Annotated in this window: 11 protein-coding genes; 8 read left to right on the top strand and 3 right to left on the bottom strand. The window is 72.8% G+C overall.

The genetic code is table 11. The features are described from left to right. Positions 1 to 7 precede the first annotated feature (7 nt). The 7 genes from AB0J42_RS08235 to AB0J42_RS08205 are packed head-to-tail and all read left to right on the top strand — an operon-like array spanning position 8 to position 8,478. A complete protein-coding gene (locus tag AB0J42_RS08235) occupies positions 8 to 1,195 on the top strand; it encodes a hypothetical protein (RefSeq protein WP_364290262.1) in 1,188 nt (395 codons plus the stop codon). Beyond that, on the top strand, positions 1,192 to 3,444 hold the full coding sequence (locus AB0J42_RS08230; protein WP_364290260.1) for a tetratricopeptide repeat protein: 2,253 nt from the start codon (positions 1,192 to 1,194) through the stop codon (positions 3,442 to 3,444). Before AB0J42_RS08235 ends, AB0J42_RS08230 begins: the two co-directional genes overlap by 4 nt. Further along, a complete protein-coding gene (locus AB0J42_RS08225; protein ID WP_364290258.1) occupies positions 3,435 to 4,394 on the top strand; it encodes a protein phosphatase 2C domain-containing protein in 960 nt (319 codons plus the stop codon). The genes AB0J42_RS08230 and AB0J42_RS08225 overlap by 10 nt, the downstream gene beginning before the upstream one ends. Beyond that, the gene (locus AB0J42_RS08220) at positions 4,387 to 5,670 is read left to right on the top strand and encodes a VWA domain-containing protein (RefSeq protein ID WP_364290256.1); all 1,284 of its coding nucleotides are present in this window, start codon (positions 4,387 to 4,389) and stop codon (positions 5,668 to 5,670) included. The genes AB0J42_RS08225 and AB0J42_RS08220 overlap by 8 nt, the downstream gene beginning before the upstream one ends. Then, complete coding sequence (locus AB0J42_RS08215) at positions 5,670 to 6,296, top strand: FHA domain-containing protein (protein WP_364290254.1); 627 nt, start codon at positions 5,670 to 5,672, stop codon at positions 6,294 to 6,296. Before AB0J42_RS08220 ends, AB0J42_RS08215 begins: the two co-directional genes overlap by 1 nt. Further along, complete coding sequence (locus tag AB0J42_RS08210; protein WP_364290252.1) at positions 6,293 to 7,675, top strand: hypothetical protein; 1,383 nt, start codon at positions 6,293 to 6,295, stop codon at positions 7,673 to 7,675. The genes AB0J42_RS08215 and AB0J42_RS08210 overlap by 4 nt, the downstream gene beginning before the upstream one ends. Then, on the top strand, positions 7,672 to 8,478 hold the full coding sequence (locus AB0J42_RS08205; RefSeq protein ID WP_364290250.1) for a transporter substrate-binding domain-containing protein: 807 nt from the start codon (positions 7,672 to 7,674) through the stop codon (positions 8,476 to 8,478). The genes AB0J42_RS08210 and AB0J42_RS08205 overlap by 4 nt, the downstream gene beginning before the upstream one ends. Positions 8,479 to 8,529: 51 nt before the next feature. On the opposite strand, the gene rpoD is transcribed toward AB0J42_RS08205, so the two are convergent. Further along, the gene (gene rpoD / locus AB0J42_RS08200; RefSeq protein ID WP_364290516.1) at positions 8,530 to 9,666 is read right to left on the bottom strand and encodes an RNA polymerase sigma factor RpoD; all 1,137 of its coding nucleotides are present in this window, start codon (positions 9,664 to 9,666) and stop codon (positions 8,530 to 8,532) included. Between the two features lie 246 nt (positions 9,667 to 9,912). Then, entirely contained in the window at positions 9,913 to 11,754 is a 1,842-nt protein-coding gene (gene dnaG / locus AB0J42_RS08195) for a DNA primase (RefSeq protein ID WP_364290248.1), read from the bottom strand. Between the two features lie 185 nt (positions 11,755 to 11,939). Here dnaG and AB0J42_RS08190 point away from each other — a divergent pair, with 185 nt between their 5' ends. Then, on the top strand, positions 11,940 to 12,800 hold the full coding sequence (locus AB0J42_RS08190) for a M23 family metallopeptidase (RefSeq protein ID WP_364290246.1): 861 nt from the start codon (positions 11,940 to 11,942) through the stop codon (positions 12,798 to 12,800). 1 nt (position 12,801) lies between these two features. Here AB0J42_RS08190 and AB0J42_RS08185 read toward each other — a convergent pair whose 3' ends face one another. Next, positions 12,802 to 14,022, bottom strand: coding sequence for a deoxyguanosinetriphosphate triphosphohydrolase (locus tag AB0J42_RS08185; protein ID WP_364290244.1), 1,221 nt, complete (start codon positions 14,020 to 14,022; stop codon positions 12,802 to 12,804). Between the last annotated feature and the right edge of the window lie 50 nt (positions 14,023 to 14,072).

Below are 14,072 nucleotides of genomic sequence, written 5' to 3'. Positions count from 1 at the left end.
GAGGGTGATGAGCCAGCGACCACCCCTGAGCAGCGAGGCAGCCGAGCACGCGCTGCGGATGAGAGCGGCCGAGCGCGACCGCATCTCGGGCGACCTGCTCGACCTGGAGTCGCACACGACCTACCAGGTGCTCAAGAGCGCCACCCTGACGGACGCGACCCGGCGGCGCTGGGCGGAGGCGCAGGCCGCGCTGGCCACGCTCTGGTCTCTGTACGACGCGTACCGGGGCGTGCTGCGTGAGGCGGAGAAGATCAGGGCGGAGCGGTCCCGGCTCGGCGGCGAGCAGCTGGAGGCGCTGACCGCGCTGCTGTCGGGCCCGTCGGTGGTGCTGAAGGCGCCCAGGCGGCCGGTCGAGGAGCGCTCGCTGCTGCCTCCGGCGGACGAGCGGCTCACGCTGGACGAGACGGTCCTGCGCATGGACGCCGCTTTCCAGCTCGCCACCGACGCGCTCACCGAGATCGACTCCGTCTGGTCGGCGCTGCTCCCCCGGCTGGACTCGGCCGCCGCCGCGCTGGCGGGCGCGCGCGAGCTGGGCGACCGGCTGGGTGAGCCGGTGGACCTGTCCCGCGAGGACGCCGACCTGGCCCGCCTGCGCGACGTCGTGCTGGCGGATCCGCTCGGCGCGGGGCACGTCAAGCAGGAGCTGGACGCCCTGGTCCGCCGCGCGGAGGGGGTCCGCGCCGACCTGGAGCGGGCGCTGAAGGTCAAGGACGAGTACGGGACGCGCAGGGAGAATCTGCAGGCCGCGCTCGACCGCGTACGGGCTGCCGAGAGCGAGGCCCGGCTGGCGCACGGCGCGGTCGTCGCCAAGATCGCGCTGCCGCCGCAGGCGCGTCCCCGGAGCGGCGTGCCCGAGCTGGAGGCCGAGCTGGCGAGGCTGGACGTCGCGGCGGGCGGCTGGCTGGAGCGGGCCGGGCGGCTGGCGGAGCTGGAGAAACGGGCCGAGGAGGCCGAGGCGCGGGCGAGCGCGGCGGCGCGGGCCCTGCACGGGCTGCTGGGCCGGCGCGACGAGCTGCGCGGCCTGCTCGGCGCGATCCAGGCCAAGGCCGCGCGCACCGGCATGGTCGAGGATCCGGTCGCGATGCGGCTGTACGAGGAGGCGCGGGTGCTGCTGTGGACCGCGCCGTGCGACCTGACGAGGGCGGCCGCGGCCGTCGATCAGTACAAGCGGGCGATCCACGGAGGTGGGCGATGACGTCGTGCGCGCAGCCGGGCTGCACGGGCACGATCGACGAGGGCTACTGCGACCTGTGCGGCACCGCCGCGGCCTCACCCCAGCCGCCCGCCCCGGCCGGGACGACGGCCTCGTGCGCCCAGCCCGGCTGCACGGGCACGATCGACGAGGGCTACTGCGACCTGTGCGGCACCGCCGCCTCACCCCAGCCCGCTCCTTCCGGCGCGGGAGTGTGGACGCAGCCGTCCTCCGCCACCCGGCCGGTCCGCGGTACGGGTCCCTCCAGCAGGGGTGTGACCGGGCCGGCGAGCAGCGGCCGGTCGCGGGCCGGGGTGCTGGCGGAGATCGCGGACCTGCCGTCCGTGCCGTACCGCGACCCCGCGAGCGCGGTGCAGAGCGACCCGCAGGTGCCGGAGGAGAAGCGGTTCTGCGCCAAGCTCGACTGCGGCCAGCCGGTCGGCCGGTCGGTGCAGGGGCGGCCGGGCCGGACCGAGGGGTTCTGCCCGCACTGCCGCACCCCCTACTCGTTCAGCCCGAAGCTGGCCAAGGGCGACCTGGTGGGCGGCCAGTACCGGGTGCTCGGCTGCCTGGCGCACGGCGGGCTCGGCTGGATCTACCTGGCCTCCGACGAGAACCTGGACGGCCGCTGGATGGTGCTGAAGGGCCTGCTCAACACCGCCGACGCCGAGGCGCTCGCGGCGGCGGAGGCCGAGCGGCGCTTCCTGACGATGGTCGACCACCCGAACATCGTCAAGATCTTCAACTTCCAGCGCCACGCCGGCCAGGGCTACATCGTCATGGAGTACGTCGGCGGCCAGTCGCTGCACGAGCTGCGCCGCCAGGGCACGCTGCCGCTGCGGGAAGTGCTCATGTACGGGCGGGAGATCCTGCGTGCCTTCGCCTACCTGCACGAGAACGGCCTGGTCTACTGCGACCTCAAACCGGCGAACGTGATCCGGGTCGGCAGGCAGCTCAAGCTGATCGACCTGGGCGCGGTGCAGCGCATCGGCTCGCCGCCCGGGACCTCCTGGGTGACGACCGGCTACCACGCCCCCGAGCTGGACACCCAGCCGTCGTCCGTCGCCTCCGACCTCTACACGGTGGCCCGGACGCTGGCCGTGCTGGCCGTCCCCGGGTTCAGCCCGACCAGGGGCGGCGTGGCCGCGCCGCTGCCGGACGACTGCGGCCACGAGTCCTTCGCCCGGCTGCTGCGCCGCGCCACCGCCCCCGACCCGGCCGACAGGTTCCAGAGCGCGCTGGAGATGGAGGAGCAGCTCGTCGGCGTGCTGCGCGAGGTCTCCGCGCTGGAGGACGGGGTGCCGTACCCGGCGCCGTCCCACCTGTTCGGGCCCGAGCGGGACGCGGTGGGCGGGGCGCTGGCCGAGGACCCGCACCGGGTGTTCGAGGAGCTGGACCCGGTGGAGGCGGTGACGGCGCTGCCGGTGCCGCTGGCCGACCCCGCCGACCCGGCCGCCGGGGCGCTGGCCGGGCTGGCCGGCAGCCACCCGCGCGAGCTGGCCGCCCAGGTGCGGGCCATGCCGGAGACGCCGGAGACCCAGCTGACGCTGGCCAGGCTGCTGGCCGAGGACGGCGACGCGGGCGTGCACCCGCTGCTCGACCAGCTGGACCGGGCGCTGCCGGGCGACTGGCGCGTGACCTGGTACCGGGGCGTGGCCGGGCTCGCGACCGGGCACCACGACCTGGCGATCGGGGCGTTCGACCGGTGCGTGTCGCTGCTGCCGGGCGAGCGGGCGCCCAAGCTCGCGCTCGCCTTCGCGCTGGAGCGGGCCGGGCGCGATCCGGTTCCCTGGTACGAGAGCGTCTGGCGGACCGACCACGCCTACGTCAGCGCCGCCTTCGGGCTGGCCAGGGCGGGCCGGATGGCGGTGCTGGACGAGGTGCCGTCCTCCTCCAGCCACCGGGTGGCCGCGCAGCTCGCGCTGGTGGCCGCCGCCGCCCGGCGGGACCGGCAGTGGCTGGACCCGGCCGAGCTGACCGCCGCCGCCGAACGGCTCGGCAGGCTGGCCGACCTCGACCGGCGCCGGCGCAAGCGGCTGACGGCCGAGATCCTGCGGGCCGCGCTCGCCTGGCTGCAGGGCAACCGGGCGCCGGAGGGTGCCCGGGTGGCGGACACCCCGTTCACCGAGCGGGGCGTGCGCAGGCGGCTGGAGTCCCTCTACCGCGAGCTGGCCGGGGTGGCGGCCACGCGGGAGGAGCGGCACGCGCTGGTCGACCTGGCCAACACGGTCCGGCCCCGGACGTGGCTGTGAAGTGCCCGCTGTGCGAGACGCCCGTGGCCCCGGGCGACTCCTTCTGCGAAGCCTGCGGCCACCCCCTCGGCTCCCCCGACTGCGAGTCCTGCGGCGCTTCCGCCGTGGACGCCGAGGGCTACTGCGAACGCTGCGGCGTACGCCAGACCACCGACAGGGACCACGCCGAGATCGTCCTCGACGCCTCCGGCGCCGCCGCCGTGACGGACCGGGGCCTGCGCCGGGCCCGCAACGAAGACGCCATGGCCATGACGCCCCTCGAACACCCCGACGACGCCCGGACCATCCCGTACGGACCGACCACGATCCCCGCGGCCGGGGCGAACCTCCCGAACGTGACGCCCGCCACGTACGGCGCGGAGGTGGGGGTCGCCGCGGTGGTCTGTGACGGGGTGGGGAGCTCGCCCAGGGCCGATGAGGCGTCCGCCGCCGCCGTCACCGCGGCCGCCGCGGCGCTGGCGGAGGGCAGGACGCACGAGGAGGCGTTCGCGCTGGCGAGCCGGGCGGTCGGCAGGCTCGCCACCTCCCCCGACGACGCACCGGCCTGTACGTACGTGGCAGCGGTCGCCCGGCCCGGGGAGGTCACGATCTGCTGGGCCGGGGACACCCGGGCGTACTGGCTCGCCGACGTCGCGGCCCCGGGCGGCGGGGTGCGGCGGGAAGGGATGCTGCTGACGGAGGACGACTCCGCGCCCACCGGCGAGATCACCGCGTGGCTGGGCGCCGACTATCCCGACGTGCGGCCGAGGATCCGCACGTTCACCCCGCCGGGCCCCGGCCTGCTGCTGGTGTGCAGCGACGGCCTGTGGCGCTACCTGGCCGGCTACCGCTTCCCCGCCGCCGGTCCCCCGATCGAGCAGGCGCGCCAGATGCTCCGGCACGCGCTCGACTCCGGCGGCCACGACAACGTGACCATTGCCTTGATCCCTCTAGGAGGCACGCATGGGTGACCAGCCCACGTTCACCTTGCACATCGACCAGAACAAGTATCTGTCCATGGACGGCCGGGAGGTGCACGCCATCCTGACCATCGGCTCCACCGGGGAGGCGGCGCCCGAAGCCCCCGCCGAGGCGGCCGAAGTGATCATCGTGGACACGTCGGGGTCGATGAGCGGCAGCAAGATCCGTGACGCCCGGACGGCGGCCGCCGCGGCGGTGGAGACGCTCCGTGACGGCGTGCACTTCGCGGTGATCGCGGGGACCTCGGTGGCCAAGGTGGTGTACCCGCACGGCACCGGCATGGTCCGGGCCAGCCGGGCGACCAGGGCGGAGGCCCAGCAGGCGATCTCCCGGTTGAGCCCCCGCGGCGGCACCTCGATGGGCGCGTGGCTCGATCTGGCAGGTCAGCTGCTGTCGGCGCACCCGAACGCGGTCCGCCACGCCCTCCTCATGACGGACGGCCAGAACAACGAGCGCGAGGAGGTCTTCTCGGGGGTGCTGCGGGCCTGGAGCGGCAGGTTCGTCTGCGACAGCCTCGGCATCGGCCACGACTGGGCGCCCGCCCAGCTCCGGATGGTGTCCGAGGCGCTGCTGGGCACGTTCGAGTTCGTCAGGAACCAGCACGAGCTGGCCGAGTTCTTCCGCAGGATCACCCGGACAGCGATGGCCAAGACGGTGCCCGACCTGTCGCTGCGCGTGTGGGTGCCGCAGACCGCCACGCTCAAGTTCCTCAAGCAGGTCTCGCCCACGCTGCTCGACCTGACCGGCAAGCGTGCCGAGGTCAACCCGCTGACGGGCGACTACCCGACCGGTGCGTGGGGCCGGGAGGAACGCGAGTACCACCTGTGCGTGGAGGTCCCGCCCGGCCAGATCGGCCAGGAGATCAGGGCCGGCTGGGTGAAGCTGGTCCGGCCCGACACCGGGGACGTGCTGGCGTCCGGCAACGTGCTCGCCCAGTGGACCGACGACCTGGCCCTGTCGACCCGCATCAACGACAAGGTCGTCCACTACACCGGCCAGGCGGAGCTGCACCAGCTCATCCAGGACGGGCTGAGCGACCGCGCGGCGGGCAACGTGGAGGCCGCCACCGCCCGGCTGGCCAAGGCCCGGCAGCTCGCCGTCGAGTCGGGCCGCGAGGACACCGCCCGGCTGCTGGACAAGGTCGTCGAGATCGACCCGGTCCAGGGCACCGCCCGGCTGGTCAGGAACGTCGACAAGGCCGACGAGCTGGAGCTGGACACGGGTTCGGTCCGTACGAGCAGGCTCCGCAAGGCGGAGGGCAGCTGATGGCGACCTGCCCCCAGGGCCACCCGTCGGGCACGGACGACTACTGTGACGTGTGCGGCGCGCAGATGTCCGACCCGCGGCCCACCGCTCCCCGGCAGGCGCCGCCGCAGCAGGCGGAGAGCTGCCCGGTCTGCGCCACCCCGCGCGTCGGCCAGTTCTGCGAGGTGTGCGGCCACTCCTTCGAGGGCGGCGCGCTGCCCGTGCACGTCCCGGTGACCGGGGCCCGCTGGGAGGCGGTGACGGCGGCCGACCGCGCCTACTACGAACAGGTCATCGCGCAGGGCGGCCCGGACGCCGGTGCGATGGCGTTCCCCCCGTACTGCCCGGAGCGCTCGTTCCCGCTCGTGGGCGAGCAGGTCCGCATCGGGCGCAGCCGCCGGGGCCGCGACCAGCAGCCGGAGATCGACCTGGCCGGGCCGCCAACCGACCCGGGCGTGTCGGGCCTGCACGCGGTGCTGCTCGCCCAGCCCGACGGGTCCTGGATGCTCGTCGACCCCGGCTCGGCCAACGGCACGCTGGTCAACGGCCGGCCCGTCACGGTGAACGTGCCGGTCCGGGTGGGCGCGGGCGACCGCATCCACCTCGGCGCGTGGACCGTGATCACGATCAGGGAGGGCACGCCATGACGGTGACCACGGTCCCGCCCGCGCCGCCCGCGCCGCGCCCGCCCGCGCCGCCGCCGGTGTCCAGGCGCGGCGTGCCCGGCCGGATCCGGATGTTCACGGGGCTGACGGCCGCGGCGCTCGCGCTGCTGTTCGCGGTCATCGCCGCCGCCGCGTCCACGGCGGGCGACGGCCTGCGCCTCATCGGCCGCGACGCCGGCCCCCAGGTGCTCGCCACCTCCGGGCTGTACTTCGGGCTGAGCGACATGGACGCGCTGGTCGCCGACATCCTGGTGATGTCCACCGACGACCACCGGGCCAGGAAGGACGCCCTGGACCGGTACGAGAAGCAGCGCTCCGCCGCCAACCAGGCGCTGCTGGAGGCGTTCCAGCTGGCCGGGGACGACCAGGCGGAGCGCCGTACGATCCAGTCGGTGCTGGACGGGCTGGGCCGCTACGAGCGGCTGGTGGAGCGGGCGCTGCTGCTCGACAGCCAGAGCCGGCACGCCGCCGGGGAGGCGCCCGTGCAGGTGCTGAGCGCCTACCGGGACGCCACCGACCTGATGCGCCGGGTGCTGCTGCCGCAGGCCTACAACCTGACGCTGGAGAGCGGCACCATCGTGCGCCGCACCTACGACGACACGGCCGGGACGCTGTCCCTGATGCGCGCCGGGGTGATCGCGGCCGGGCTGCTGGCGCTGGCCTGCCTGGTCGGCTTGCAGGTGTTCCTGGCCCGGCGGTTCCGGCGGGTGCTCGCGCTCGCGCTGATCGGCGCCACGCTGGCGACCGCGGGCATGGCCGCGGTCGGGCTGAGCGTGATCCAGCAGAACCTCGACCAGCTGAGAACGGCCAAGACCGAGGGCTTCGACTCGGTGCTGACGCTCGCCAGGGCCCGCGCCATCGGCAACAGCATGCAGGGCGACCAGAGCCGCTTCCTGCTGGACAAGGGGCGGGCCGACACCTACGAGCACCGGTTCCTCGACAAGTCCCAGCGGCTGATGTACGTGGAGGCGGGGAACCTGGTGAAGTACCAGAGCGAGGTGCGCAAGGGCGAGGAGTTCCTGGGCATGCTGGGCCCCGAGCTGGCCGGCGTGACCGCCCGACCCGCGCTCGACGCCTACCTCCGCTACCAGGAGACGGACAACCGGATGCGCGCCCGGGCGGCCACCGGCGGCACCGGCGAGGCGGTCGAGATCCGGCTCGGCGAGGTGCGGCAGGCGTTCCAGGAGTACGACGCCGAACTGCTGAAGCTGGCCGAGCGCAAGCAGCGCTTCTTCAGCACCGGGATCGCCCGCGGCGAGCAGGCGCTGGACGAACTGTGGCTCGTGCTGCCGTTCGCCGCCGGCGGCATCGCCGTGCTGCTCGGCCTCGGCGTCTGGCCACGACTGAGGGAGTACCGGTGAAGCGGTTGATGACGGTGATCCTCGCGGTGGTCGCGCTGACGGCCGCCGGATGCGGCACCGGCGCGCCCCCGTCCCTGCTCGACAAGGACGAGATCGTCATCGGCGTCCGGCCCGACCTGCCGCAGGTGGGATACCTGAACGGCGAGGAGTTCGAGGGGTTCGACGTCGACGTGGCCGCCTACGTCGCCGATCGGCTCGGCAAGAAGTACCGGCTGATCTCGGTGCTGGCCTCCGACCGCGAGGACGTGCTGCTCTCGGGTGAGGCCGACCTGGTCGTCGCGTCGTACACGATCAGTGAGGACCGCAAGCAGAAGGTGCTGTTCGCCGGCCCGTACCACATCTCGTACCAGGACATCCTGATCCGGCGCGACGAGGAGCGGATCCGGAACGTGCGGGACCTGGCGGGGCGGCGCATCTGCGAGGTGGAGGGCGCCAACGCGGCCCAGCGGGTGGTCGAGGAGCGCAGGGTGCGGGCGGAGATCAAGTCGTTCCCCGACTACCAGGCGTGCCTGCGGGCGCTGAAGGAGAACGAGATCGACGCCATCACCACCGACGACATCATCCTGGCCGGGCTGGCCCGGCAGGACGGCGGCGGGCTGCGCCTGGCCAACGCCGGGTTCAACGAGCAGCGGTCCGGGATCGGCATGCGCCACGGCGACGTGGCCGCGTGCGAGGAGGTCAACCGGGCGATCACCGACATGTACCAGGACGGGACCGCCGGCAAGCTGCTGAGCAAGTGGTTCCGCGGCACCGGCCTGGAGACCGGCAGGGTCGCGGTGCCGCAGTTCGAGGGCTGTTCGTGACACGACGGCGGGCCGGGGAGAGTCCCCCGGCCCGCCCGTCGTTGCCTCGGCTCAGTCCAGATAGTCGCGGAGCATCTGGGCCCTGGTCGGATGACGGAGCTTGGCCAGGGTCTTCGACTCGATCTGCCGGATGCGTTCCCGGGTGACGCCGAACTCCCTGCCCACCTCCTCCAGCGTGCGCGGATGGCCGTCGGCCAGGCCGAAGCGGAGCTGGATGATGCGCTGCTCGCGGTCGGACAGCGTCGCCAGGATGTCGTCGAGCTGGTCCTGCAGCATGATGAAGGCCGCCGCCTCCATCGGCACGACCGCGTCGGCGTCCTCGATGAAGTCGCCGAGGTCGGAGTCCTCCTCACCGATCGGCGACTGCAGCGACACCGGCTCCTGCGCGATGCGCTGAATCTCCACCACCCGGTCGACGGGGAGGTCCATCTCCTTGGCGATCTCCTCCGGGATCGGCTCGCGGCCGAGGTCCTGGTGGAGCTGGCGCTGCACCCTGACGAGCTTGTTGATCGTCTCCACCATGTGGACCGGGATGCGGATGGTCCGCGCCTGGTCGGCGATCGCCCGGGTGATCGCCTGGCGGATCCACCACGTGGCGTAGGTGGAGAACTTGTAACCCTTGGTGTAGTCGAATTTCTCCACGGCCCGGATGAGGCCGAGGTTTCCTTCCTGGATCAGGTCCAGGAAGAGCATGCCGCGCCCGACGTACCGTTTGGCGATCGACACCACGAGCCGCAGGTTGGCCTCGATGAGGCGCTGCTTGGCCTGGGTGCCCTGCCAGACGAGTTCTCTGAACTCCGGGTAGGCCAGGGGCGAGATTCCGTTGGCCAGCTTGTCCTCGGCGAACAGGCCGGCCTCGATCGACTTGGCGAGCTCCACCTCCTCTTCCGCGGTCAGCAGCGGCACGCGGCCGATCTCCCGCAGGTAGATGCGGACCAGATCGCTGGTCGGCGCCCGCTTTCCTACGTCTTCCTCATCGGTGCGGGTGGTCTCCTCGTCGCCTTGTGGCTCGAGGACCTCCACACCGTTCTCAGCGAGCATCCGCACGACGCGTTCCAGCGCGTCGGAGGGAAGCTCGGATCGGTCAAGCGCGGCTGCGACGTCATCGACGGTTACGCTCCCGCGCTCTCTTCCTTTCGCGACGAGGTCCGCCACCTGATCGACGGATGGCGGTCCACTTGGCAGCACCGATGCACCCACGGGAGACAGTCTGCAGTATTGGTTCCATAAAATGGCAGACCCATTTTTGGCACCTTAGGTAAGGCCCTCACCCTTACCGAATTGAGATCCCTTTCAGGTTTAACCCGAGTTTGATCAGGAAAGTAAAGTCAATTACGCGGTCTTGATTGGGGTGTCCGGCTCGGAGCGGCGCCGGGCACGCGGTTCTGTCTGCCCGGACGCCGCTTTGCGCGCATTTGCGAGGACTTTCGGAGATCAGCTGCCCGCGGCGCGGTCGCGCAGCACGCGGCGCTGCTGCTCCAGCGCCACCAGCTCGCCGAAGAGCCTGTTGTATTCCTGCTGCTCCTCGACCGGGTTGAGCCGCTGTATGCGCGACTTCACCTGGGCGATGGCCCGGTCGACGGCGACGGCCTCGATGGCCGCGAGCATCGCCGCCGCGTAGCGCTCCTCGGCGTCGGAGTCGGCCTGGATGGGCTCCACCGCGAACCTGGTCACCAGCGCCGCCGTGGCCTCCTCGTGGGCGTGCTCCAGCAGCCGGTCGACCCACTCCCGGCCGCCGTGGCCCGCCGCCGCCAGCCCGCCCGCCGCCGCGATCAGCCCGTGCAGCGTCACGTGGTCGGGCGCGGTGAAGGCCTGCGGGTCGAGCGCGTCGAAGCGCGGCCCGACCAGCGCGGGCCGCTGCACGGCCAGCTTGAGCAGCTCGGCCTCCACCCGGACGTGCGGGTCGACCGGCGCCGGGCGGGCGGCGCGCTGCGGGCGGCCCGGCTGCGCCCGCCCCACCTCGGCGATGCGCTGCATGACGAACCGCTCGTCCATGAACCCGAGCCACCGGTCGAGGTCGATGGCGTAGCGCTTGCGCAGCCCGGCGTCCTTGATGCCGGCCACGATCGGCGCCGCCGCGTCGAGCGCCGCGATCTTGCCTTCGTTGCTGCGCAGGTCGTAGCGGTCGATGGTGCTGCGGATGGCGAACTGGAACAGCGGCTCCCGGCTGGCGATGAGGTCGCGCACCGCCGCGTCGCCCTGCTTGACCCGCAGGTCGCACGGGTCGAGCCCGTCGGCCTGGATGGCGACGTAGGTCTGGGTGACGAACTTCTGCTCGTCGGCGAAGGCCCGCAGCGCCGCCTTCTGCCCGGCGGCGTCGCCGTCGAAGGTGAAGATGACCTCGCCCCGGAACTCGGCCTGGTCGAGCAGGAACCGGCGCAGGATCTTGATGTGCTCCTCGCCGAAGGCGGTGCCGCAGGTCGCCACCGCCGTCGGCACGCCCGCCAGGTGGCAGGCCATCACGTCGGTGTAGCCCTCGACGATGACCGCCTGGGACCGCTTGGAGATCTCCCGCTTGGCCAGGTCGATGCCGTAGAGCACCTGGCTCTTCTTGTAGAGCGGCGAGTCGGGGGTGTTGAGGTACTTGGGGCCGTCGTCGGAGTCGAGCAGCTTGCGCGCCCCGAACCCGATCACGTCGCCCGTCGCGTCCTTGATCGGCCAGATGAGCCGCCCGCGGAACCGGTCGATCGGCCCGCGCCGCCCCTCCCTGGCCAGCCCGCCCTTGACCAGCTCGTCGACGGTGAACCCGCGTGCCAGCAGGTGACGGGTCAGCGCCTCCCACTCGGCGGGCGCGTACCCGACCCCGAACAGCTCGGCGTCGGCGCGCTCGAACCCGCGCTCGGACAGGAACCGCCGCCCGGGGGCGGCGTCGGGCCCGAACAGCTTGTCGGCGTAGAACTCGGCGGCCAGGCGGTGCGCCTCGATGAGCCGCGCCCGCTCCCCATGGTCGCGCCGCGGCACGTAGCCGCCCTGCTCGTACTGGAGCTGGATGCCGGCCCGCTGCGCCAGCCGCTCGACGGCCTCGCCGAAGGTCAGGTGCTCGATCTTCTCGACGAACGTGATCACGTCGCCGCCTTCGGAGCAGCCGAAGCAGTAGTACATCCCGCGTTCGGGCGTGACGTTGAAGGAGGGCGACTTCTCGTCGTGGAACGGGCACAACCCCTTGAGGTTGCCACCGCCCGCGTTGCGCAACTGGATGTGCTCGCCGATCACGTCGGCGATGGGGGAACGCTCGCGTACGAGCGCGATGTCGACATCACGGATCCGGCCAGCCACGCCGGTGAGTCTATTCCGCTTCTCCCGGCGCTTCCGCAGCGGAGCTCCCCCTGGGGACGGTGTGACCTGCGGGACGGACGGCACAGCCGGGGACGAACAGGTTGCCCCATTGGTCGGAAAGACGTTATGTGACCGCTCCCGATCGGCTACAAAGGTGACGGTTGTCCTCGGATACGGTGGAGATCATGCGAGCGGGGCGGATCGGCCTGGTGGCGGCGTCGGCCGGAGCCGTGCTGCTGCTGAGCGGATGCAGCCAGCCGGCCGGGATCGCGGGCGTGCGGACGGCCGCCGCGAGTTCCCCTTCGAGTTCCCTTTCGACGGCCCCGCCGGCCCCGGTCACGGCGCCCGCGGGCGACGACCCGGTGCGGGTGCCGCCGCCGAAGCTGTCCAAGTACACCTACGCCTTCCCCGTCAAGGGCTGCGAGGTGACCTACCAGCGCAAGCTGCTGGTGCTGCCCAAGACGACGATCTGGGCGCCCCGGGGGTGCGCGTTCGTGGCGCCGGTCGCCGGCGTGGTCGACGAGGTCGACACCGTCAACCGGTGGCTCCCGTCCACCGACGAGGGCGCCCACCGCGAGGGCAGGTTCGTCACGATCGTCGGCGACGACGGGGTGCGCTACCTGGGCGGGCATCTCGACAGCGTGGCCGAGGGCATCCGCCCGGGCGTACGGGTGAAGGCCGGTCAGACGCTGGGCCGGGTCGGCACGTCCGGCAACGCCCGCGACACCGGCCCCAACCTCTACTTCGCGATCTCCTGGAAGACCGGCCCGGGGTTCTGGTGGGTGCGCCGCGGCATGGTCGAGCCGTGGGACTACCTCGACGCCTGGCAGAGCGGGAATCGCACGTACTCGCCCCGCAAGGAGACGCTGGCGCTGCGCCGCAAGCTCGGCGAGACGCCGCCGTGCACGGTGCTGTGCAGCGCTCAGCGGGCGGCCGAGCCGTCGGCGGAGCCGACCCGCGAGCGGAAGCGCAAGCGGAAGGCGACCCCCACGCCCACGCCGGAGTTCGTGCACACGCTGTCGCCGACGACGGCCGGCACCGGGTAGCTCAGCGCGACAGCCTGCGGTGCCAGGCGACGGCGGAGGTGTCGGTCAGCGAGGCGATCTGGTCGATGACCACCCGCAGCCGGGCCGCGTCGTCCGGCGCCTCCTCGAAGGCGGGCCGGAAGGCGGGCTCCAGCGTGGCGGGCGCGTCGCGGATGATGAGGGAAGCCAGCTCCGTGATGAGCTCGCGCTGCCTGGCCTGGTTGGCGTGGTGGTCCTCGGTGGCCATCACGTAGTGGGCGGTGATGCCCTTGAGCAGCGCGCACTCCAGGCGGGTCACCTCGGGCACGACGAGGCTCGCCCGGTGGCGCGGGCTGTAGGACTCGCGGGTGGCGGTCTGGGCTGCGCGGCAGAAGCGGCCGATGAGGCCGCTGGTGAGCGCCTTGAGCCCGGCCAAGTCGCTGAGGGTGGCCGCGAACCGGCGCGGCCACGGCGGGGCGGCGACCAGCTCGGCGAAGATCTCCTCCAGCTCGGCCAGGTCGGCGCCGGGCGCGTACCACGTACGGGTCGTCACGCAGACGGCCGCCCGCTCGGACGGCGACTGCAGGGCCTCGGGGACGACGTGGCCGGAGTGGAGCGCGTCCTCCAGGTCGTGCACGGAGTAGGCGACGTCGTCGGCCCAGTCCATGATCTGCGCCTCGAAGCTGACCCGGCCGTCGGGCGCGCCGTCCCTGATCCACCGGAAGACGGGCAGGTCGTCGTCGTAGACGCCGAACTTGGGCGAGTCGCCGCGGATCCAGGGGTACTTGATGGAGGCGTCCAGCACGGCCCTGGTGAGGTTCAGCCCGGCGCTGCCGCCGTTCTCGGCGATGACCTTGGCCTCCAGCCGGGTGAGCAGCCGCAGGCTCTGCGCGTTGCCCTCGAAGCCGCCGCAGGGCTCGGCCAGCTCGGCGAGCGCCACCTCGCCGTTGTGGCCGAACGGCGGGTGGCCCAGGTCGTGCGCGAGGCAGGCGGTCTCCACCAGGTCGGGGTCGACGCCGAGGGTGGCGCCCATCTCGCGGCCGACCTGGGCGCATTCCAGCGAGTGGGTGAGCCGGGTGCGCGGGATGTGCTGGCCGGCGCCGAGCGCCTCGGCCGGGCCGACCACCTGCGTCTTGGCGGCCAGCCTGCGCAGCGCGGCGCTGTGGAGCACGCGGGCGCGGTCGCGCTCGAACGGGCTGCGCTCGGGGTTGCCCGGGGGTTCCGGGACCCAGCGTGCGGTGTCGTGCGCGTCGTAGCGGGCCATAAGGGAGCGATTTTATCCGGTTTCTGGTTTTCGCTAGGGTCGAGCCACGC

Source organism: Nonomuraea sp. NPDC049649 (assembly GCF_040675175.1).
Lineage (GTDB): Bacteria > Actinomycetota > Actinomycetes > Streptosporangiales > Streptosporangiaceae > Nonomuraea.
This window is presented reverse-complemented; position numbering and strand designations above follow the sequence as displayed.